17 protein-coding genes and 1 riboswitch are annotated in these 20324 nt (G+C 72.1%); of the genes, 7 read left to right on the plus strand and 10 right to left on the minus strand.

Going from position 1 to position 20324, the window contains the following annotated elements; translation table 11 throughout:
• Positions 1 to 80 precede the first annotated feature (80 nt).
• Positions 81 to 1754 carry a M23 family metallopeptidase gene (locus tag IF17_RS0102645; RefSeq protein WP_030561729.1) on the plus strand — a complete coding sequence of 558 codons (1674 nt, stop codon included), beginning with the start codon at positions 81 to 83 and terminating at the stop codon, positions 1752 to 1754.
• A gap of 89 nt (positions 1755 to 1843) precedes the next feature.
• Here the strand turns inward: IF17_RS0102645 and pcrA are convergent, their stop codons facing one another.
• Complete coding sequence (pcrA, locus tag IF17_RS0102650) at positions 1844 to 4282, minus strand: DNA helicase PcrA (RefSeq protein ID WP_030561731.1); 2439 nt, start codon at positions 4280 to 4282, stop codon at positions 1844 to 1846.
• A 270-nt stretch (positions 4283 to 4552) separates the two neighbouring features.
• A riboswitch (cyclic di-AMP (ydaO/yuaA leader) is annotated at positions 4553 to 4720 on the plus strand.
• On the opposite strand from pcrA, the gene IF17_RS0102655 reads away from it, so the two are divergent.
• Positions 4719 to 5948 (plus strand): C40 family peptidase, encoded by a 1230-nt coding sequence (locus tag IF17_RS0102655; RefSeq protein WP_030561733.1) that lies wholly within the window; start codon positions 4719 to 4721, stop codon positions 5946 to 5948. (Overlaps the previous riboswitch by 2 nt.)
• 72 nt (positions 5949 to 6020) lie before the next feature.
• Here the strand turns inward: IF17_RS0102655 and IF17_RS0102660 are convergent, their stop codons facing one another.
• Positions 6021 to 6374 carry a hypothetical protein gene (locus IF17_RS0102660; protein ID WP_030561735.1) on the minus strand — a complete coding sequence of 118 codons (354 nt, stop codon included), beginning with the start codon at positions 6372 to 6374 and terminating at the stop codon, positions 6021 to 6023.
• A 266-nt stretch (positions 6375 to 6640) separates the two neighbouring features.
• On the opposite strand from IF17_RS0102660, the gene IF17_RS0102665 reads away from it, so the two are divergent.
• On the plus strand, positions 6641 to 7768 hold the full coding sequence (locus tag IF17_RS0102665; protein ID WP_030561737.1) for a C40 family peptidase: 1128 nt from the start codon (positions 6641 to 6643) through the stop codon (positions 7766 to 7768).
• 41 nt (positions 7769 to 7809) lie between these two features.
• Entirely contained in the window at positions 7810 to 8568 is a 759-nt protein-coding gene (locus tag IF17_RS0102670) for a GNAT family N-acetyltransferase (protein ID WP_030561739.1), read from the plus strand.
• A gap of 60 nt (positions 8569 to 8628) precedes the next feature.
• Here the strand turns inward: IF17_RS0102670 and IF17_RS0102675 are convergent, their stop codons facing one another.
• Positions 8629 to 9324, minus strand: a complete 696-nt coding sequence (locus IF17_RS0102675; protein WP_030561741.1) for a LuxR C-terminal-related transcriptional regulator — start codon at positions 9322 to 9324, stop codon at positions 8629 to 8631.
• Positions 9321 to 10619, minus strand: coding sequence for an ATP-binding protein (locus IF17_RS0102680; protein WP_030561743.1), 1299 nt, complete (start codon positions 10617 to 10619; stop codon positions 9321 to 9323). Before IF17_RS0102680 ends, IF17_RS0102675 begins: the two co-directional genes overlap by 4 nt.
• A gap of 181 nt (positions 10620 to 10800) precedes the next feature.
• Between IF17_RS0102680 and IF17_RS0102685 the strand changes: the two genes are divergently transcribed.
• Both IF17_RS0102685 and IF17_RS0102690 read left to right on the plus strand, forming a co-directional pair.
• Positions 10801 to 12147 (plus strand): PspC domain-containing protein, encoded by a 1347-nt coding sequence (locus IF17_RS0102685; protein ID WP_030561745.1) that lies wholly within the window; start codon positions 10801 to 10803, stop codon positions 12145 to 12147.
• Complete coding sequence (locus IF17_RS0102690; protein WP_030561747.1) at positions 12134 to 12397, plus strand: hypothetical protein; 264 nt, start codon at positions 12134 to 12136, stop codon at positions 12395 to 12397. Before IF17_RS0102685 ends, IF17_RS0102690 begins: the two co-directional genes overlap by 14 nt.
• Here IF17_RS0102690 and IF17_RS0102695 read toward each other — a convergent pair.
• The 5 genes from IF17_RS0102695 to guaA form a co-directional block, all read right to left on the minus strand.
• Positions 12304 to 12813, minus strand: coding sequence for a DoxX family protein (locus tag IF17_RS0102695; RefSeq protein ID WP_030561750.1), 510 nt, complete (start codon positions 12811 to 12813; stop codon positions 12304 to 12306). The genes IF17_RS0102690 and IF17_RS0102695 overlap by 94 nt on opposite strands.
• A 102-nt stretch (positions 12814 to 12915) precedes the next feature.
• Positions 12916 to 14184: a hypothetical protein gene (locus IF17_RS0102700; protein WP_030561752.1), complete on the minus strand. Its 1269-nt coding sequence runs from the start codon at positions 14182 to 14184 to the stop codon at positions 12916 to 12918.
• Positions 14185 to 14296: 112 nt separating this feature from the next.
• Entirely contained in the window at positions 14297 to 15085 is a 789-nt protein-coding gene (locus tag IF17_RS0102705) for a class II aldolase/adducin family protein (RefSeq protein WP_030561753.1), read from the minus strand.
• A gap of 80 nt (positions 15086 to 15165) precedes the next feature.
• Positions 15166 to 15765 carry a Uma2 family endonuclease gene (locus IF17_RS0102710; RefSeq protein WP_030561755.1) on the minus strand — a complete coding sequence of 200 codons (600 nt, stop codon included), beginning with the start codon at positions 15763 to 15765 and terminating at the stop codon, positions 15166 to 15168.
• A gap of 124 nt (positions 15766 to 15889) precedes the next feature.
• Positions 15890 to 17476: a glutamine-hydrolyzing GMP synthase gene (gene guaA / locus IF17_RS0102715; protein WP_030561757.1), complete on the minus strand. Its 1587-nt coding sequence runs from the start codon at positions 17474 to 17476 to the stop codon at positions 15890 to 15892.
• 333 nt (positions 17477 to 17809) lie between these two features.
• Here guaA and IF17_RS0102720 point away from each other — a divergent pair, with 333 nt between their 5' ends.
• Positions 17810 to 18130: a chorismate mutase gene (locus IF17_RS0102720; RefSeq protein ID WP_030561759.1), complete on the plus strand. Its 321-nt coding sequence runs from the start codon at positions 17810 to 17812 to the stop codon at positions 18128 to 18130.
• A gap of 366 nt (positions 18131 to 18496) precedes the next feature.
• Here the strand turns inward: IF17_RS0102720 and IF17_RS0102725 are convergent, their stop codons facing one another.
• Positions 18497 to 20263: a hypothetical protein gene (locus IF17_RS0102725; RefSeq protein WP_030561761.1), complete on the minus strand. Its 1767-nt coding sequence runs from the start codon at positions 20261 to 20263 to the stop codon at positions 18497 to 18499.
• Positions 20264 to 20324: the final 61 nt, after the last annotated feature.

Raw genomic sequence — 20324 nt, forward strand, 5'->3', positions numbered from 1 at the left:
AGTCGCGGCCACTGCTTCCCCCTGGGACCCCCCTCACCGGGATCCAGAACAGTCCTGCTGCCGAGGCGAGAGAGAAGTTGGTGAACGACCAGCACCCCCACGCCGGGCCCGTCGGGTACGACACCCGATCGACCGGCAGCTTCGACACCGACCCGCTCTTCGGTTCCCTTCCCGGCGGTACCGAGACCACGGATTACGCGGCTTCCGGTTACGACACCTCTTATGGTGCCCACAGCGGCCAGTACGACTCCTCCGCCTGGGACACGGGCGCGCAGCAGACCGTCACGTACGACGCGTACGCCGCCCCGGCCCACACCGCCGACCACCAGCAGTGGGACACCGGCGCGACGCCCGTCTGGCAGCAGCAGCCCTCCGACCAGGACGGGTTCACCACGGCGGCGTACGGCACGACCTCGTACGGCACCGGCGGCTACGAGACGGACGGCTACGACACCGGCGCCTACGCCACCGCCACGTACGGCACGGGCACCGCGTACGTCACCGACGGCTCGTACGGCACGGACGCGTACGAGACCGGAACGCACGCCACCGGCACGCACGCCACGGGTACGTACGACACCACCACCTACGACACCGGCGCGTACGGGACGGTCGGCGCCGACGGGACCGGCACGTACGACACCACCGCCTTCACCACCGGGGCGTACGACACCGGCGCGACCGGCACGTACGACATGAGCGCGTACGACACGGGTTCGTACGACACCGGCGCCTACGACGCGACCGCCTGGAACTCCGGCGCCACGCCCGAGGACGCCGCGTACGAACCCGAACAGACTTCGCATCAGCTGTACGAACAGCGGACGCCCGAAGAAGAGTCCGGCACCACCGAGTTCGCCGTCCTCGAAGAAACCGATCACGCGACCGGCCTCGCCCCGGAATCCGCCACCCCCGAAGCCGCCCCCGACGACGGCGACGGCGACGGCGACGGCGACGGCGACACCGCCGAAGCTCTGCCGCTCGCCGTGGTCCGGCCCCCCGCCCCCCGCAGCCGGGCGCGCCGCCGCAGCCCCGCCAAGCGGTCCGCTCTCCTCACCGTCGCCGTCCCCTCCGCCTGCGTGATGAGCGTCGCGGGCATCGCGGCCGCCTCCGTCAGCGGGATCAGCGACGAGGACAAGCCGGAGAAGACCACCTCGCTGGCCGTCGCCGATCCGAGCACGGTCAAGCCGGTCGCCGCGAACAACAAGCTCGACAGCCAGCTGGAGCAGCTCTCCGAGGGCAGCGACGACTTCCGCCAGCGCGCGAGCCGCACCCAGGAGCGCATCGACCTCAAGCAGCGGCAGGTCGAGGAGAAGAAGAAGCGCGAGGAGGAGGCCGCCCGCCGCGAGGCGCTGCGCCCCAAGTTCGTCATGCCGGTCAAGCAGCACGGGCTGAGCGCCTACTACGGCCAGGCGGGCGTCAACTGGATGTCCGTGCACACGGGCATCGACTTCCCCGTCGGATACGGCTCCCCGGTGATGGCCGCGACCGACGGCACCGTGCGGACCCAGTACAACAGCGCCTACGGCAACATGGCGATCGTGACCATGGCCGACGGTACGGAGACCTGGTACTGCCACCTCAGCAGCACCAAGATCCGCTCCGGCCCGGTGAAGGCCGGTGACGTCATCGCGTACGCGGGCAGCTCCGGCAACTCCACCGGCCCGCACCTGCACTTCGAGGTCCGGCCCGGCGGCGGCGCGTCGATCGACCCGCTGGTGTGGCTGCGGAGCCACGGCGTCAACCCGACCTGACGGAGAACGCCTGACGGAGAACGTACGGGAGAGGGGCGGGACGGCTGCAACAGAAGCCGTCCCGCCCCTCTCCCGTAACCCTGTACGCCCTACAGCTTCTCGACCGGCGCGTACCGCAGGAGCAGCTTCTTCGGGCGCTCGTCGCCGAAGTCCACCGTCGCCTTGGCCTGGTCGCCGAACCCCTCGACGGCCGTCACCGTGCCGAGCCCGAACTGGTCGTGCGTGACCCGGTCCCCGACCACCAGCGTGACCGTGGGCTTCTCCGTGGTGCGCCGGGTCGCGAAGCCCGAGGGGCCGGAGCGGGCGCGCGAGGAGGAGAGCGAGGAGGTGATGCCCGAGGTGGGTCCGGCCGGGGCGGCCATCGGGCCCTTGCGCTTCCACTCCAGGTGCGCTTCCGGGATCTCCTCCAGGAACCGCGAGGGCGGGTTGTACGAGGGCTGGCCCCAGGCGCTGCGCATGGCCGCCCGGGTCAGGTAGAGCCGCTCGCGGGCACGGGTGATGCCGACGTACGCCAGCCGGCGCTCCTCCTCCAGCTCCTTGGTCTGGCCGAGGGCCCGCATGTGCGGGAAGACGCCGTCCTCCATGCCGGTGAGGAAGACGACCGGGAACTCCAGGCCCTTCGCCGTGTGCAGGGTCATCAGCGTGATGACGCCGGAGCCGTCCTCGTCCTCGTCGGGGATCTGGTCCGAGTCGGCGACGAGCGCGACCTTCTCCAGGAACTCCGCGAGCGTGCCGGCGCCCTCCTCCTCCCCGCGCTCCTGCTCGAACTCCAGGGCCACGGCGGCGAGTTCCTGGAGGTTCTCGATACGGGTCTCGTCCTGCGGGTCCGTGGAGGCCTGGAGCTCGGCGAGATAGCCCGTACGCTCCAGCACCGCTTCCAGCACGACGGCGGGCCCGGCGCCGGACTCGACGATCGTACGGAGCTCCTCCATCAGCGTGTTGAAGCGCTTGACGGCGTTGGAGGAGCGGGCCGCCATGCCGTACGCCTCGTCGACGCGGCGCAGCGCCTGCGGGAAGGAGATCTTCTCGCGCATCGACAGCGCGTCGATCATGGCCTCGGCGCGGTCGCCGATGCCGCGCTTGGGCACGTTGAGGATGCGGCGCAGCGGGACGGTGTCCTCGGGGTTGGCGAGGACGCGGAGGTAGGCCAGGACGTCCCGGACCTCCTTGCGCTCGTAGAAGCGCACGCCGCCGACGACCTTGTAGGGCAGGCCGACGCGGATGAAGATCTCTTCGAAGACACGGGACTGGGCGTTGGTCCGGTAGAAGACGGCGACGTCGCCCGCCTTCGCGTCGCCCTTGTCGGTGAGCCGGTCGATCTCGTCGGCGACGAACTGCGCCTCGTCGTGCTCGGTGTCGGCCACATAGCCGGTGATACGGGCGCCGCTGCCGGCGTTGGTCCACAGGTTCTTGGGGCGGCGGCTCTCGTTGCGCTCGATGACCGCGTTGGCGGCGGAGAGGATCGTCTGCGTGGAGCGGTAGTTCTGCTCCAAAAGGATCGTCTTCGCGCTCGGGTAGTCCTCCTCGAACTGGAGGATGTTGCGGATGGTCGCGCCCCGGAAGGCGTAGATCGACTGGTCCGCGTCACCGACGACGCACAGCTCGGCGGGGGCGTCACTCTCCCCGGCCGGGCCGACCAGCTCCCGTACCAGCGTGTACTGGGCGTGGTTGGTGTCCTGGTACTCGTCGACGAGGACGTGGCGGAAGCGGCGGCGGTAGTGCTCGGCGACGTCCGGGAAGGCCTGGAGGAGGTGGACCGTCGTCATGATGATGTCGTCGAAGTCCAGCGCGTTGGCCTCGCGCAGACGGGCCTGGTAGAGCGCGTACGCCTGGGCCAGCGTCTTCTCGAACCCGTCGGCGGCCTGTCCGGCGAAGGTCTCCTCGTCGATGAGCTCGTTCTTGAGGTTGGAGACCTTGGCGGTGAAGGACTTCGGCGGGTAGCGCTTGGGGTCCAGGTCCAGATCGCGGCAGACCAGGGCCATCAGGCGCTTGGAGTCGGCGGCGTCGTAGATCGAGAACGACGAGGTGAAGCCGAGCTTCTTCGACTCGCGGCGCAGGATGCGGACGCACGCGCTGTGGAAGGTCATGACCCACATGGCGTTGGCGCGCGGGCCGACGAGCTGCTCGACGCGCTCCTTCATCTCGCCCGCGGCCTTGTTGGTGAAGGTGATCGCGAGGATCTGTCCCGGGTGCACCCCGCGCTCGGCCAGCAGGTGGGCGATGCGGTGGGTGAGCACCCGGGTCTTGCCCGAGCCGGCCCCGGCGACGATGAGCAGCGGGGACCCGGCGTGCACGACGGCGGCGCGCTGCTCGGTGTTCAGCCCGTCGAGCAGCGCGGCGGAGTCGATCACCGGGCGCGGGTGACCGTCGCGGTAATACCCGTCCCGGGGCGGCGGGGGCGCGTCGTAGACGCCCTCGAAGAGCCCCTCCGGCACCGCTTCGGGTGCGTGGTCCTCGGGGGGCGGCGGCGGGCCGTCCTCCGTGGACTGGAGGCCGGTCAGGAAACTGTCGTCAAAGAGGCTGCTCATCGCCTCCCGAGTCTAGGCGGCCGCACTGACAACGTTCGGCCGAAGGCCGGAAGCGACCCGGAAGGGACCGTTCCCAGCCGCACGCACGGAGAGCGGACGTCCACGTTCCGTGAAGGAACGCCCGGTCGGAAGGGGGGCGGGGCCCGGGATCCGAAAAGGTCACGAAAATGTATCGGGCATATCGCTCATCCTCCTTCCCAGCGGTGCCACCGGTTGGCTAGCGTGCTCGGTCAGGTGATCCGTAATCTCCCTGAGACGAACCGCGTCTCACGGTCACCTCTGCCGAATCCGTGCTGCCCTCCCGGCAGTTCGGAACCGGGGACCCACACGCACAACCGGGGTGAATCGGTCCGTACCCTCGCACAACGGACCGTAGGACAGCCTTCCGTTCCGTCCGAACCCGACAGCTAACCCGGTAGGCGGTCCACGGAAGGAGATGCCGGTCTTGGCATCGCATCGCAAGCCGCGCACGAAGGTGCGCACGACCACCCCCGCCGTCGGGTTCACGACGGCCGCGCTGGCTTCTGTGACGCTGCTCTCCACGCAGAGCGCGACCGCCGCCCCCGTCGAGCCGAAGCCGGCCATCGAGGACGTCCAGAAGAAGGTCGACGAGCTGTACCGGCAGGCGGGCAGCGCGACCCAGCAGTACAACCGGGCGAAGGCCGCCTCCACCGCCCAGCGCGCCAAGGTCGACACGCTGCTCTCCGACGTGGCGAAGCGGACCGAGAAGATCAACGAGGCCCGCCGGGAGCTGGGCGCCTTCGCCGCCGAGCAGTACCGCACCGGCGGCATCGCGCCGACCGCCACCTTCTTCCTGGCGGACGACCCGCAGGCGTACTTCGACCAGAGCCGGCTGATGAGCCGGTCCACGGAGCGGCAGCAGAAGGCCGTCGACGACTTCCGTACGCAGCAGGCGGCGGCGTCGAAGAAGCGCGCGGAGGCCGTGCAGAGCCTGGAGTCGCTCACCGAGACGCAGACCACGCTGCGCTCCAGCAAGCAGAAGGTGCAGAACAAGCTCACCGAGGCCCGGTCCCTGCTCGCGAAGCTGACCGCCGAGGAGAAGGCGCGGCTGGCGGAGCTGGAGCGCGAGAAGGAGGCCGAGGCCAAGGAGAAGGCGGAGAAGCTGGCCCGCCGCCAGGCCGCCGAGGCCAAGGAGCGCGAGGAGCGCGAGGAGGCGGAGAAGAAGGCCCGCGAGGAGGCCGCGAAGGAGTCCGGCGGGGACAGCGGCTCCGGTTCCGGCAGCGGTACGGGTACGGGGACGAGCCCGGGGTCCGGTACGGGCACGGGTACGGGGACCGGGACGGACGGCAGCTACGCCGCGAAGGCCGAGAAGGTGCTGGCTTTCGCCCGCGCCCAGATCGGGAAGCCGTACGTGTGGGGGGCCTCGGGCCCGGCCTCGTACGACTGCTCGGGGCTGACGCAGGCGGCCTGGCGGGAGGCGGGGGTGACGCTGCCCCGGACCACCTGGGACCAGGTGAAGGTGGGCACGCGGGTCGCCACGTCCGACCTCCAGCCCGGGGACCTGGTCTTCTTCTACGACGACATCAGCCACGTCGGCATCTACAAGGGCGACGGGATGATGATCCACGCCCCGAAGCCGGGGGCGAACGTCCGCGAGGAGTCGATCTACTACATGCCGATCTACGGCAGCGTGCGTCCGGCGTAGTGCCGGGGGCGGGGGTGGCCGCCTGAGCGGCGGCCGCCCCCGGGAGAGTCTCAGGTCCGGAGCGGGAGAGTCTCAGGTCCAGAGCGTGGCGATGAAGATGTTGGCGACCGTCAGGCCGCCGACCGCCGCGAACGCGCCCTTCTCGACCCTCTCCTCGTCCCGCTTGACGTAGACGAGCGCGAGGATGACGACGAGGAGCGCCAGCTTCACGCCGATCTTGATGTTGTTCACGGTCTGGTCGTCGGCCTGGTTGAGCCCGACCAGGGCGACGCCCGTGACCAGCATGGTCAGCGCGCCGTGCAGCATGGCGGGAACGAAGCGGGCGGTGCCCGCGCCCATGGCCTTCATCTGGGTCAGGAAGCCGCCCAGCAGGGAGGCGATGCCGATGATGTGCAGGGCGACGAAGACATTGATGAGTACGTCCATGGCTCCGGAGCCTAGCCATGGCCAAAACTTTACCCAGCAGTGAGGCAAGCCTTCCTCGACGCCTTCGCCGGAACTGGGCGCCCCGTGCCCGAACCTGCCGGAATGATCAGTTCCGACTTGACGCCTCCCGGTCATTCGGCAGCGCTGAAACGTCACATCCGGGCAATAGCTGTCATGGCGAACCTTTTCCGTGCGCCCGGCATAGCGTCCTTGCCGGACCTGCCGGTATCCCCCGGCGGGCAGCCGACAGGAAGGATGCCGCCCCCGTGGCCGCGCACCGGAAATCCGCTCACCGGAAACCCAAGCAGCGCCCGTTCACCGGCCCTGCTGCCCGCACCGCCGCCACCCTGGCGCTCGCCGGGGCCGCCACCGCCACCTCGGCCACCGGGGCCGGCGCCGCACCCGCCGAGCCCGCTCCCACCGCCGCCCAGGTCCGGGCGAAGGTCGACCGGCTCTACCACGACGCCGAGGTCGCCACCGAGAAGTACAACGGGGCGAAGGAGAAGGAAGCGGCCGCCACCAAGGCCGTCGACGCCCTGGCCGACGAGGCGGCCCGCCGTACCGACCGCCTCAACACCGCCCGCCACACGCTCGGTTCGATGGCCACCGCCCAATACCGCACCGGCACCCTCGACCCCGCCCTACAGCTGGCGCTCTCCTCTGACCCCGACAGCTACCTGGAGCGCGCCGCCCACCTGGACCGGGCGGGCGACCGGCAGGCGAGCCTGCTCAGCAACATCCGGCGCCAGCTCTCCGGCATCGCCCGGGTCAAGGCCCGCGCCGACCAGGAGACCGAGGCGCTCGCCGCCCGCCGCGCCGAGCTGGACAAGCACCGCACCGCGATCCGGACGAAGCTGGCCGACGCCCGGACGCTCCTGGCCACCCTCACCGCCGCCGAGCGCGCCGCGTACGAGCGCGCCGCCGACGCGGCCCACGGCGGCGGACCGGCGGCCTCGGCCGACGGCTCCACCGCCCGCCCCGACCGGGCCGTCACGGGCGCCCACGCCGACCGCTCGGCCCCCCGCGCCTCGGTCGCCGCCCCCAACTCCCGGGCGGCCCGGGCCGTCTCCTTCGCGCACGGGGCCATCGGCAAGCCGTACGTCTGGGGCGCGACCGGCCCCAACGCCTTCGACTGCTCCGGGCTGACCCAGGCGGCATGGAAGGCGGCGGGCGTCAGCCTGCCGCGCACCACCTACACCCAGATCAACGCCGGACAGCGGGTCTCCCGCTCCGAACTGGCCCCCGGCGACCTGGTCTTCTTCTACTCCGGCGTCAGCCACGTCGGCCTCTACATCGGCGGCGGCCAGATGATCCACGCCCCGCGACCCGGAGCCCCGGTCCGGATCGCGCCCATCAGCCAGATGCCTTTCGCCGGAGCGACCCGGGTGGCATAGTCCCCGGCGCCGACCTCTCCCCCGCCGAAGGAACGTCCCGTATGTCGATGGCGAACGCCGTCCAGGAGTACGCCCGTACGCTCACGCTGCGCTCGTCCACCCACTACCGGGTGGGCCCGTTCACCGTCCGGCACAACCCGGGCTGGGAGCTGAAATACGCCAACTACGCGATCCCGGACCGGGATGCGGAACCCACGGTGCACGACGTGGCGGCCCTCATCGACGCCTTCCGGGAGCGGGAGCGGCTGCCGCGCCTGGAGTTCCTGCCCGCCTGGGCCCCGGCCGTCGAACCGGCCCTGCTGGCCGCCGGGTTCACCGTGGAGAACCGGGCACCGCTGCTCGTCTGCGCCCGCGAGGGCCTCCGTACGCCGAAGCCGGTCGACGGCCTCCGCATCGCCGTGCCCGCCACCGACGCGGAATTCATCGACGCCGCCCGCATCCAGCACCACGGCTTCGGCGGCGCGGGCGAACCCGAGCCGGGGACGACCACCTGGCTGCGCTCGGCGGCGGCCGGTGACGGGGTCGCCGCCCTGGCGGTCCTGGACGGCGCACCGGCCGGGGCGGGCGGCTGCTCCGTCCCGGTCGACGGCCTCAGCGAACTGGTCGGCCTCGCCGTCGCCGCCCCCTTCCGCCGCCGGGGCGTCGGCGCCGCGCTCTCCGCCTGGCTGACCGAACGGGCCCTGGACCAGGGGTGCCGGGCCGTCTGGCTGGAGCCGGGCGACGCCGACGTGGAACGGATCTACGCGTCCATCGGCTACCGCCGGATCGGCGAGAAGGTCAACATCTCGCTGTCTCTCTGAGGACAGGGCACCTCTCTGAGGACAGGGCACCTCTCTGAAGACAGGGCCGCCCGGCTCGGCTCAGACCAGCCGTCGCGCCGTCGCCCACCGCGTCAGCTCGTGCCGGTTGGAGAGCTGGAGCTTGCGCAGCACCGCCGAGACATGGGACTCGACCGTCTTCACCGAGATGAACAGCTGCTTCGCGATCTCCTTGTACGCGTATCCCCGGGCGATCAGCCGCAGCACCTCGCGCTCGCGCTGGGTGAGGCGGTCCATGTCCTCGTCGACCGGCGGGGCGTCCGTGGAGGCGAAGGCGTCGAGGACGAAGCCGGCCAGGCGCGGGGAGAAGACCGCGTCGCCCTCCTGGACCCGGAAGATGGAGTCGACCAGGTCGGTGCCGGTGATCGTCTTGGTGACATAGCCCCGGGCGCCGCCCCGGATCACGCCGATGACGTCCTCGGCGGCGTCCGAGACGGAGAGCGCGAGGAAGCGGACCGGGTTGTCGGCCGTGCCCATCAGCGGGGCGCAGCGGCGCAGCACCTCGACGCCGCCGCCACCCGGGAGATGGACGTCGAGGAGGACGACCTCGGGGCGGGTCGCCGTGATGACGGTGACCGCCTGGTCGACGTCGGCGGCCTCGCCGACCACTTCGACGCCGGTCTCCTCGGTGCGGCCGATCTCGGCCTGCACCCCGGTGCGGAACATCCGGTGGTCGTCGACGAGCACGACCCGTACCCGTCGCTCCGGGCCCCCGGTGGCTTCGGTGTTCTCGGTCATTCGCTCGCCCTTTCCATCTCCAGCTCGACCTCGGTGCCCCCGCCGGGCACCGAACGCAGCCGGGCCGTGCCGCCGTTGCGCTGCATCCGGCCGATGATTGATTCTCGTACGCCCATGCGGTCGGCGGGAACCTCGTCCAGGTCGAAGCCCGGGCCCCGGTCCTTCACGGAGACGAAGACCGTGGCGCCCTCGACCTCGGCGAAGACCTGCACGGCACCGCCCTCGCCACCGTACTTGGCGGCGTTGACCATCGCCTCGCGCGCGGCCTGCATCTGGGCGCCCAGCTTGTCGTCGAGGGGGCAGTCGCCGACGACCACGACCTCCAGGGGGACGCCGTGCTTGTCCTCCACCTCGGCGGCGGCCCGCTTCACGGCCTCGGCGAGGGTCTCCGGCTCGTCGTCCTCGTCCTTGCCGGTGCCCTCGGGGTTGTAGAGCCAGTTCCGCAGCTCGCGCTCCTGGGCGCGGGCCAGGCGTCTGACCTCGCCGCCGTCGTCCGCGTTCCGCTGGATCAGGGTGAGGGTGTGCAGGACGGAGTCGTGGACGTGGGCGGCGACCTCGGCGCGCTCCTGGGCGCGGATGCGCATCAGGCGCTCCTCGGAGAGGTCCTGGACCATCCGGACCAGGTAGGGGCCCGCGAGCAGGGCGATGCCGGTGAGGACGGCGATGGCGGCGGTCAGCACGTTGCCCAGCTGGGCGGCCGAGCCGCGCACCACCATGAAGACGGCGAGCCCGAGGCCCACCAGCGCCACCCCGGCCAGCGCGCGGGCCAGTTGCAGCAGCCGGCGGCGGCGGCCGACCTCCATCCAGCGGGCGCGCCGCGCGTTGTCCGCCTGGCGCCAGACGAGGACGGAGCCCGCGCCGATGAGGAGCGTCGGCCAGATGTAGCGGTCGGCCTCGCTGCCCATGTCGACGTTGGCGACGAAGACGACGGCCCCGATGAGCAGGGCGACCAGCGCGAAGACCTGGCCCGGGTCCGGTTTGCGGAGCTTGCGCCGGCCGTCAGCCGCGGTCTCGAAGACCGAGCGCGGGGCGTGGACGCCGCCGACTCCGCCGACGCCGAGGGGGACGACGATCCAGAACACCGCGTACAGCAGGGCGCCCAGGCCGTCGCTGAGGAAGAGCCCGAGGAAGACGAACCGGACCCAGGCGACCGGCAGCCCGAGGTGTCCGGCGAGCCCGCGCGCGACGCCGCCCAGCATCCGCCCGTCGGCGCTGCGGTACAGCTTGCGCAGCGGCGGCTCCTCCGGGTCGGAGGCGAGTGAGCTGTGCGCGGCTCGGGCGGTGGCGGCTGGCATACCCCGATCGTCACACGCGGCGGGTGCGGGAGGCATCAGGGTAGTCCCCCTGATCGACCCTGAGGCCAGCCCTACCCCCGCAACCCCTGCCGCCCCCTGCGGGACGGCCCGGCGCAAAATCAGGGACCGGCCAGGGTCGGTGCGGCTCCCGCCGGCCGGTCCGGACCGTCACCATGGAGGTATGACCGCTCCCTCGGACGCCGCCCCCGGCGTCGCGCCCCCCGACGCGCCCAGACCGCAGCTGCGGCGCAGCCCGCGGCAGAAGGTGGTGGCCGGGGTCTGCGGCGGACTCGGCCGGTACTGCGACGTGGACCCGGTGATCTTCCGGATCGTGCTCGGTGTCCTCTCGGCGACCGGCGGGATCGGCCTGATCTTCTACGGCTTCGCCTGGCTCCTGCTGCCCCTGGAGGGCGAGGAGGAGAACGAGGCGCGCCGGCTGCTGTCGGGCCGGGTCGACGGGGCGTCGCTGGTGGCGCTGCTGCTGGCGCTGATCGGCTGCGGGCTCTTCCTGTCGATGCTGGGCAACCGGGGGATGCTGGCGTTCGCGGCGCTGCTCACGGTGGCCGTGGTCGGCTGCTCGGTGTGGACGCAGTCCCGCAGGACGTCGGCCCCGGAGGACCCGGCGGCCCCGCCGGGCACCCCGGCCGCCCCCGCCCACCCGCACACCGGCGGCCTCGGCGCGCCCCCGCCGGAGGTGAAGGCGCCGCCGACGCCGGGCGGTCCGTCGTGGTGGCGCGACCCGATCGTGAAGGACGGGACGACGGGTCCGGTCGGCTCGGGCTATCTCTGGGGCCCCTCGGACACCGACCCGGACGCGGCGGCGGAGACGGTGCGGGCCGGGCGTCCCAGCGCGGACGCCCCGTTCCGGCCGCCTGCCCCGGCGCCCGCCGCGCCGGGCCCGCGCTCGATCGGCGGCCTGGTCTTCCTGACCGCGCTGGTGGCGGGCGGTCTGGGGACCGGGCTGAGCTGGGAGCAGCAGCCGCTGGGTACGGCGTTGCAGATCGGCCTGGTCGCCGCGCTCGCGGTCTTCGGGCTCGGCCTGCTGGTCTCCTCCGCGCTGGGGCGGACCGGGTTCGGCACGGTGCTGATGGCGACGGTCACGGCCGTGCTGCTGGCGGGCGCGACGATGCTGCCGAAGGAGATCAGCACGGACTGGGCCCGCCAGGAGTGGCGCCCGGCCGAGGTCGCCGCCGTACAGCAGGGTTACGAGCTGGGCAGCGGGGACGCCCGGCTGGACCTGTCCGGGGTGGTGGTCCCGCCGGGCGAGACCGTGCGGACCCGGCTGGAGGTCGGGGCGGGCCGGGCGGCCGTCGTCGTCCCGGCGGGCGTGACGGTGAAGGTCCGGGCCGAGGCCGGTCTCGGGGAGATCCGGCTGGAGGAGGGGCAGCGGGTCCAGGTCCGCATCAACAGCGACCAGACGTCGCAGCGTACGCTTCCGCCGCCCCAGGGCAGCAAGCCGGCCGGGACGATCGAGCTCGAAGTGGAAGTCGGAGTCGGACAGGTGGAGGTCAGCCGTGCTGCGTCATGAGTTCCGGCCCGGACGGGCGGTGGCGGGCCTGACGATGCTGGTCCTCGCCGGGGGGTACGCGGGTGACGCGGCCGGAGACTGGGAGGCGCCGTGGACCTTCTTCCTCGGGGTCTTCCTCGGCGGCCTGTGGCTGGCCGCCACGGCCACCTGGGCCGCTTACATGCTGCGGCGCCGCCGGGACGCGAGGAAGGCGTCGACGGAGAACATGGAGGCGCCCGCGAGCACCAAGGGCAGCCACGCCATCAAGTAGGGCAGGTCGTTGCCGTAGTAGTACGGGGTCGACTGCCAGCTCACCGTCAGCCACAGGCTCAGCGAGATCAGCGCGCCGCCGAGCGCGGCGAACCGGGCCCAGAGGCCGACCAGGGTGCCGAGGCCGACGAGGAGTTCGCCGATCGCGATGGCGTAACCGAATCCTTCGGGGCTCTTGAGCGCCAGGTCGACGAGGGCGGGGACCGCGGAGGAGTCGCGGACCGTGTTCATCAACTCGCCGATGGAGCCGGGGCCGGTGGCGGAGAGGAACGCGCTGTCCGTCAGCTTGTCCAGCCCGGCGTAGACGAAGGTGACCCCGAGGAAGAGCCGCAGCGGCAGCAGGGCGTACTGCCCCGCCCGCTCACGCAGCCCTTTCGGCTCGCTCAGCCCGTACGAACCGCCGCCGTAACCGTTCATCACCACTGCCCCGCTTCCCGAAGACCTGTCACCTGACCATACGTACGCCTGTACGGCGCCGCTCACCAGGGCTGCGGGGCAATCGACCGAAGAGAACGACCGTCAGTCCGTGACGTCGATCGAGCAGCGGTTGGTCTCCACCCCGGCGGCGGTGACGACCTGGACGTCCACCGTGCCGGGCTCGACCTCGACCGGGACGGGCACGGTGAGCACGGTGTCGGTCGGGTTGGCGAAGCCTCCGGCGACCGGGATCAGCGGTACGTGGACGTGGACCGTGCCGATCCGTACGACGAGCCGGGCCAGCCGGTCGGGGCTGCCGGCGCCGGGCGGTACGAAGCCCGCGCCCCGGATCTCGATGTCGTCGCCGGTCCGGATCGGGGCGTCCAGGTCCCCGGCCTCCCGGGCCCGTACCACGGACAGCACGACCGGACGGCCGCCCTCCGCGTACTTCCCGGCGAAGTACGTCGCCGCCGAGACGGCCACCAGCAGGGCGAGCCCCCACGGCAGGTCGGGCAGCTGCTCGGGGCGGCGGGCCAGCCGGACCCCGGCGAACAGTACGGCGACGGCGCTGACCAGCACGTACTGCACATCGGTGAACGAGCCGCGCCCGGAGTCGTCGGTGAGCAGATCGGCGGCGCGCGGCCGGTCGGCGCGCAGCTTCTGGAGCCGCTGCCCCAGCACCCGTACGGTCACGACCCGGCGTACGACGACGGCGACCGCGCACACCAGCGCGAGCACGGCCACCACCCCGGCGGACCGCACCAGGTCGAGCCCCTCGATCAGCGCATCCCGGTCGTCCGGGTCCGAGGCGCCCGCCAGCTGGAGGGCGAGGACGAGAACGGCGAAGACGGCGAGCAGCACCCACGCGGCGGCGACGGCCCTGGAGGTGGAGAGCCGGTTGTCCTCGCCGATCAGCGGGGCGAGGAGGCCGCCCCGGGCGCGGTGGAAGCGGGCGGCGACGGTCAGCAGGGCGGCGGTGACGACCGCGGCGACCAGAGCGGCGGTGCGGGCGGTGGTCCAGCCCGGCCCGATCGCGGTGAGGCTCGCGCCGACGAGCAGGGCGACGACCGCGCCCCACACGACGAACAGGGTGCCCCGCCACACATGGTGCAGCCAGACGTCCCCGGCGGCCCGGCCCCGTTCGGCGACGGTGCGGGCGGACTCGGTCAGCTCGTCGGAGACCCACTGCCGGGACGCAGAGGGCGACTGGGCGACCCCGGCGGGCAGGCCGTTTCCTGCGGCCAGTTCGTCCCGCTTGGCGAGGAATGCGGCGACCGCGCGCCGGTGCCCCTCGCGTGCTCCGTGCGGGCAGTCGCCGCACGTACAGCCTCCGCCGTGCGTGCCGCTCACCCTTGCCTCGTCCAACGCCACGGAGATTTACACCCTTTCCCACCCCGGTACAGCCAACTCACCTGCGATACCAGCGAATTGTGCCGTACGGGACGGGCGCCCCCCGCATCGGGTCGGACACGAACGCATACCGTCAGAACGTTCGAGCGATCCGCTGCCACAGGGGCTGGTAGTTGATCCACGCCACCAGGTCGCTGCCGAGCTGCTCACGGGTGGTGACGGCGTCCCGGTGGTCGATCAGCACGGGCTTCCCGGCGGCGCGTGCGAGCAGCTGCACCTGGCAAGCGCGCTCCATGGTCAGGAACCACCAGGCGGCCGCGTCGACCGAGTCCCCCACGGTCAGCAGCCCGTGGTTGCGCAGGATGACGGCCTTGCGGGGCCCGAGGGCCTCGGCGATCCGCCGCCCCTCCTCCTCGTCCACGACGACCCCGGTGTACGCGTCGTACAACGCATGGTCTTCATAGAAAGCACAGGCCTCCTGGGTGATCGGCTCGATCAGCTCCCCCAGCGCGGCCAGCGCCCGCCCGTGCACGGAGTGGGTGTGCGCGACGGCGACGGCCCCCGGCCGGGCCCGGTGCACGGCCGCGTGCACGGCGAAGGCGGCCTGGTTGACGTGGAAGCGCCCCTGGACCACCTGCCCGTCCCCGTTGACGAGGATGAGGTCCTGCGGGGCGATACCGGCGAAGGGCGCCCCGAACGGGTTGACCCAGTAGCAGTCGGCCAGCTCCGGATCGCGCACGGTGATGTGCCCGGAGACCCCGTCCTCGTACCCGTGCTCCCCGAACAGCCGCAGCGCTCCGGCGAGCCGCTGCCTGCGGTACGTCCGCTCCTCGTCCGGCGACGCGTGCACGGGCGGCATCGCGAAGTGCAGCTGCTCGACGGGGATGGGCGCGGGGGCGGGCACGGCGGGCGGCTCGGACATGGCGGCTCCTCACTTTCCCGGGGGCGTACGGGATCGGAAGTTACCGGCGGGTGGGGGTGAGGGGGAAGGGGTGGGACGGACTACGGGCGGCGCTGGTTGATCGCGGTGAGGTCGATCGTGAGCGGGAACGGGACGTCGAGTTTCAGGGCGTTGTGGTGGATACCGGTGGGCGTGTACGCCTTCAGTGCGGGGTCCAGCTCGTAGACATACACGACGGGGAGGCCGTCGGGGCCCTGCTCTACGCGCCAGAAGTGCACGATGCTGGCGGCGGCGTACTTACGGGGCCTGGTCTCGCGGTCCCTGGTCTCGGAGTCGGGGGAGACGACCTCTACGGCGAGGACGACGTCCTCGGCCCTCAGGAAAGTCCCGTCGAGCCCGGGATCTGCTGCGAGCGGGACGACCACGACATCCGGCTCGGGCCGGTTGCGGCGGTCCAGGATGACGCTGAACTCACGGAACACGTCGAGATCGTCCGGTGCCTGCTTCAGGAGTGAGTTCTCCAGCAGCCACAGGGTGCGCGCGTGGAACCTCCGCTGCGGGCTACGGAAGACCAGCACGCCGTCGATTAGCTCGGTGTGCCGAGGAAGTCCGCGCAGCCGGTCGAGGTCCTCGGCGACCCACCCGTCAGGTGGGGGAACCGGGTAGCTGCCGGGCTCGGCCGACTCGTACGAGGTCGCCATGGGGACATGATCGGCCTCTGCGGGCTGGCGCCGCCGGGAACGACAATGCCGCCGCCCAGACGAATGAGCGACGGCATCGGCGTTGACCAGGAGATGTCCTACAGGCTGGCCAGGAGCGGGAAGGTCACTCCCACTCGATCGTCCCCGGCGGCTTGCTCGTCACGTCGAGGACGACGCGGTTGACGTCGGCGACCTCGTTGGTGATGCGGGTGGAGATCTTCGCCAGCGTCTCGTACGGCAGGCGCGACCAGTCCGCCGTCATGGCGTCCTCGGAGGAGACCGGGCGCAGCACGATCGGGTGGCCGTAGGTGCGGCCGTCACCCTGGACGCCGACCGAGCGGACGTCGGCGAGGAGGACCACCGGGCACTGCCAGATGTCGCGGTCCAGGCCGGCCGCCGTCAGCTCCTCGCGGGCGATGGCGTCGGCCTCTCGGAGCAGGTCCAGGCGGTCCTTGGTGACCTCGCCGACGATGCGGATGCCGAGGCCGGGGCCGGGGAACGGCTGGCGCTGGACGATCTCCTCGGGGAGGCCGAGCTCGTGGCCGACCATCCGGACCTCGTCCTTGAACAGCTGGCGCAGCGGCTCGACGAGCTGGAACTCGATGTCGTCGGGGAGGCCGCCCACGTTGTGGTGGGACTTGATGTTGGCGGTGCCGGTGCCGCCTCCGGACTCCACCACGTCCGGGTAGAGCGTGCCCTGGACCAGGAAGGCGACTTCGGGGCCCTCCTCCTGGAGGATCTCCAGCTGGGCCTGCTCGAAGACGCGGATGAACTCGCGGCCGATGATCTTCCGCTTCTGCTCCGGGTCGGAGACCCCGGCCAGGGCGTCGAGGAAGCGCTTCTCCGCGTCGACCACCTTCAGCTTCGCGCCGGTCGCGGCGACGAAGTCCTTCTCGACCTGCTCGGTCTCGCCCTTGCGCATCAGGCCGTGGTCGACGTACACGCAGGTGAGCTGGGAGCCGATGGCCTTCTGGACGAGCGCGGCCGCGACCGCGGAGTCCACGCCGCCGGAGAGGCCGCAGATGGCGCGCTTGTCGCCGACCTGCTCGCGGATCGCGGCGATCTGCTCCTCGACCACGTTGGTGGTGGTCCAGTTCGGCTCGATGCCCGCGCCGCGGTAGAGGAAGTGCTCCAGGACCTGCTGGCCGTGGGTGGAGTGCATGACCTCCGGGTGGTACTGCACCCCGTAGAGCTTCTTCTCGTCGTTCTCGAAGGCGGCGACCGGGACCACGTCGGTGGAGGCGGTGACGGTGAAGCCCTCGGGCGCGGCCGAGCAGGCGTCGCCGTGCGACATCCACACCGGCTGCTCGGTGGGCGTGCCCTCGAAGAGCGTCGAGCCCGCCTTGGTGACGTGCAGCGGGGTGCGGCCGTACTCACGCGCCCCGTTGTCGTCGACCGTGCCGCCGAGCGTCGTCGCCATCAGCTGGAAGCCGTAGCACATGCCGAAGACGGGGACCCCGGCCTCGAACAGCGAGCGGTCCAGGGAGGGGGCGCCCTCCGCGTAGACCGACGACGGGCCGCCGGAGAGGATGATCGCGCGGGGGTTCTTCGCCAGCATCTCCGCCACCGGCATGGTGGACGGGACGATCTCGCTGTAGACCCGGGCCTCACGGACGCGGCGGGCGATGAGCTGGGCGTACTGCGCGCCGAAGTCGACAACGAGGACCACGTCGGCCGTGGTGTCGGGGGCGGCGGGGGGTGCTGCTGGCACGGGGCGGCCTTCCGGCGGTGGTGAAGGGGGTCGGTTCTTCCGATTCTACCGGCCGTACGTGAACCCTCCGCCGGGTCGGTCACGCGGGCCCACGTCTCACGATCCGGGCCCCGTTTTGCCGGGCCCGCCGGGCCGGGGCCATACTGTGCCCCATGCGTCAGCACACGACCTTCGTCTTTACCTATGGCATCCGGCCCGCCGGCTGCCATGGTCGTGCTGCTTGAGCTACTGACAAGCAACGTTCCAGGCGCCCCGGGCCATCAGGCCCGGGGCGTTCTGCGTATCCGGGCCCGTTGCCCCGGGGTGGCCGCCACCCCACCAGGAGTCACCACCATGAGCAGCACCACCACCAGCCCCGCCGGAAGCACCGCCACCACCCCCGCCGAGCAGACCGGGGCCCGCACCGACGAGGCCGCCGCCCTGATCGGCGGCGCCCGGGAGCGCATCGACACCCTCGACGACCGGATCATCGGCCTCGTCCAGGAACGGATGGCCGTCTCGGCGGTCATCCAGGAGGCCCGGATCACCTCCGGCGGCCGGCGGGTCAACCTCTCCCGCGAGACGGCCGTGCTCGGCCACTACAGGGACGCGCTGGGCAAGCCGGGTACCGCTCTGGCGATGACCCTGCTGGAGCTGTGCCGCGGCCGGGTGTGACCCACGGGACGGCGGCCGCAGGACCGTATCTGCGTTCGGTGCCCGTCTCACCCGTACGGCGCGTGACCGGGACCGGCGTGCCTTCGTTGGTCCCGGTGTCCGTGCCAACCAGGGGCGGCATCGGTAGAAAACCACGCGTGGCTCCGCCGGGACGTGTGACGTACCGCAGGTACGTCGTGGGACCACATCCCGGCGCCAGTGACCGGTCCGCAGGGGACAGCAGCCCGGTCACCCCATGTGCGGCCGATCCCGGGGACGCCCGGATCGGCCGCATCGGAACGTACCGGGCGGAGGCCCTGTTCCCCTCCTCCGCCCCCGGCCGGATCTCCCTCCGGCCGCCCAGGTCAGGTCCCCCTCCGCCCTCCGTCAGGCGTGCCGCGCCGCAGCCCGTCGCCGGGCGGCCATGAACAGCAGCAGGCCCGCCGCCAGCGCTGCGGCCGCCGTGCCCGAGGCGATCAGGACGGCCGATCCCGTCGCGGCGAGGCCGCCCCCGCCGCCCGTCGTGCCCGCCGAGCCTCCGTCCGACGTGGCGGACGAGGCGGACTCCGAGGGTCCGGTGGTGCCGGACGGGCTCTCCGACGAGTCCGGGGCCGGGGCCGAGGTCGGCGGGGTGGACGGTTCGCCGGAGCCGCCGTCGGTGCCGCCCGTCGTGCCGCCGGAGTCGGCGCCCTCGCCCTCACCGTTCACGATCAGGTACGCGGTGTTGTTGGCCGGCTCCGGGTCGAACGGCAGCTTCGGGTTCTGGAGCCAGGGGCCGCGGACGGTGACCGCGCCCTCCGCGCCGACCGAGCTCCTGTCGATCCGCAACTCGAACGGCAGGTCCAGGCCGCCGCCGTCCAGCACGCTCATGGACGTGTCGCAGACGTAGCGCGGTGCGGGGCTCTTCTGGTCCTCGCGGTATCCGCCGCCCGCGGTCACCGCGCGGCAGCGGTCCGGCTTCGCCGTGACGGTCGTGCCCGGCGGGACGGTGAAGTCCAGGGTGGCGACGGGCTCACCGGAGCGGACGTAGCCGACCCAGGCCGGGCCCTCGTTGCGGAAGCCGATGTCCGCCGTCACGGTGGTGCCCTCGGCCCCGGCCACCTTGTCGCCGTACGCGACGAAGTCGGCCGTGTTCTCCGTACGGAAGTCCGCCTCGTGGAAGTTGTCCCAGGGGTTGAGGTCCCCGCCCCGGGCGGTCGCGCCCTTCGCGGGGTCCTTCACCGGGACCGCCTTCAGGACGGCGCCGGTGCCGCGCTCGAAGGGGGCGCCCGCGCGCTGTGCGGTGCGCTGGGCGGCGCTGTTCTCGCGGATGCTGTAGACGAACATGTCGTAGTAGGCGCGGTCGGTGACCTCGATGGTCAGCGGGGTCGCCAGGGTGTACGTCGCGCCCGCCTCGAAGGAGCCCTCGACCGAGCAGAGGGCGGTGGTCCAGCCGGGGCCCCGGGAGCCCGGGCCGCCCTCGGTGTACTCGCAGTTGGAGTAGCGCTCGGGGATGTCGAGGCCGCGGGAGTACACCAGGCCGAGGAGGACGCCGTCGGCGGCGCGGGTGCCCCGGTTGGCGAAGGTGATCGGGGCCTTCTGCCGGTCGCCCGGGTTCGTCCGCTCCTTGAAGGGGAGCTCTTCCATGACCAGGTCGGCGCCGCCGACGGTGACCCGGGTGGTGAACGGGGTGAAGGTCGCGCCCTTCGACTGTCCGGTCACCCTGATCGTGCCGCTGTCGCCTTCCTCGCTGCCCTCGGCGGCGGTGAGCAGGAGGTCGTCGATGCCGCGGAGGCCGGGCCAGATGCCCTGGTCCGTGCAGACCGCCTTCGTACCGGTGACCTCGCAGTCCGAGGTGTCCTCCACCGCCACATGGGCGACATCCGCGATGCCGCTGAGGTCGAAGGTGACGGTGAACTCCGTCTCGTAGTCGTCGTCCCCCTCGTCCGCGCCCGGGTTGTCGAGGGTGATCCCGAGCGTGGCGTGGAGCGGCTCGCCGCTCTCCGGGTACGGGTGCAGCGCGGTCTCGGCGGGGCCGCCGATGGCGAGCACCGGGAGGCCCGCGGCCTGCGCCGGGGCGGCCGCGCCCGCGAGCGAGGCCGCGGCCAGCAGACCTGCGGCGGCGAGAGAGCCCGCGGCGCGGCACAGCGCGGCTCTCGGGGAGAAGCGTGTCATCGGGGACCTCTGGTACGTGGGGGGCGCTGTGTGACTGCTGTGAGGCAGTACGGGTTCGACC

The organism is Streptomyces cyaneofuscatus (assembly GCF_000718135.1).
GTDB classification, from domain to species: Bacteria; Actinomycetota; Actinomycetes; order Streptomycetales; family Streptomycetaceae; genus Streptomyces; species Streptomyces cyaneofuscatus.

Excerpts from the sequence above, each read along its gene's own strand:
- pcrA (WP_030561731.1), bottom strand. The coding sequence starts at position 4,282 with ATGAGCAGCCTCTTTGACGACAGTTTCCTGACCGGCCTCCAGTCCACG.
- IF17_RS0102655 (WP_030561733.1), top strand. The coding sequence starts at position 4,719 with ATGCCGGTCTTGGCATCGCATCGCAAGCCGCGCACGAAGGTGCGCACG.
- IF17_RS0102660 (WP_030561735.1), bottom strand. The coding sequence starts at position 6,374 with ATGGACGTACTCATCAATGTCTTCGTCGCCCTGCACATCATCGGCATC.
- IF17_RS0102670 (WP_030561739.1), top strand. The coding sequence starts at position 7,810 with ATGTCGATGGCGAACGCCGTCCAGGAGTACGCCCGTACGCTCACGCTG.
- IF17_RS0102675 (WP_030561741.1), bottom strand. The coding sequence starts at position 9,324 with ATGACCGAGAACACCGAAGCCACCGGGGGCCCGGAGCGACGGGTACGG.
- IF17_RS0102680 (WP_030561743.1), bottom strand. The coding sequence starts at position 10,619 with ATGCCAGCCGCCACCGCCCGAGCCGCGCACAGCTCACTCGCCTCCGAC.
- IF17_RS0102685 (WP_030561745.1), top strand. The coding sequence starts at position 10,801 with ATGACCGCTCCCTCGGACGCCGCCCCCGGCGTCGCGCCCCCCGACGCG.
- IF17_RS0102695 (WP_030561750.1), bottom strand. The coding sequence starts at position 12,813 with ATGAACGGTTACGGCGGCGGTTCGTACGGGCTGAGCGAGCCGAAAGGG.
- IF17_RS0102705 (WP_030561753.1), bottom strand. The coding sequence starts at position 15,085 with ATGTCCGAGCCGCCCGCCGTGCCCGCCCCCGCGCCCATCCCCGTCGAG.
- IF17_RS0102710 (WP_030561755.1), bottom strand. The coding sequence starts at position 15,765 with ATGGCGACCTCGTACGAGTCGGCCGAGCCCGGCAGCTACCCGGTTCCC.
- IF17_RS0102720 (WP_030561759.1), top strand. The coding sequence starts at position 17,810 with ATGAGCAGCACCACCACCAGCCCCGCCGGAAGCACCGCCACCACCCCC.
- IF17_RS0102725 (WP_030561761.1), bottom strand. The coding sequence starts at position 20,263 with ATGACACGCTTCTCCCCGAGAGCCGCGCTGTGCCGCGCCGCGGGCTCT.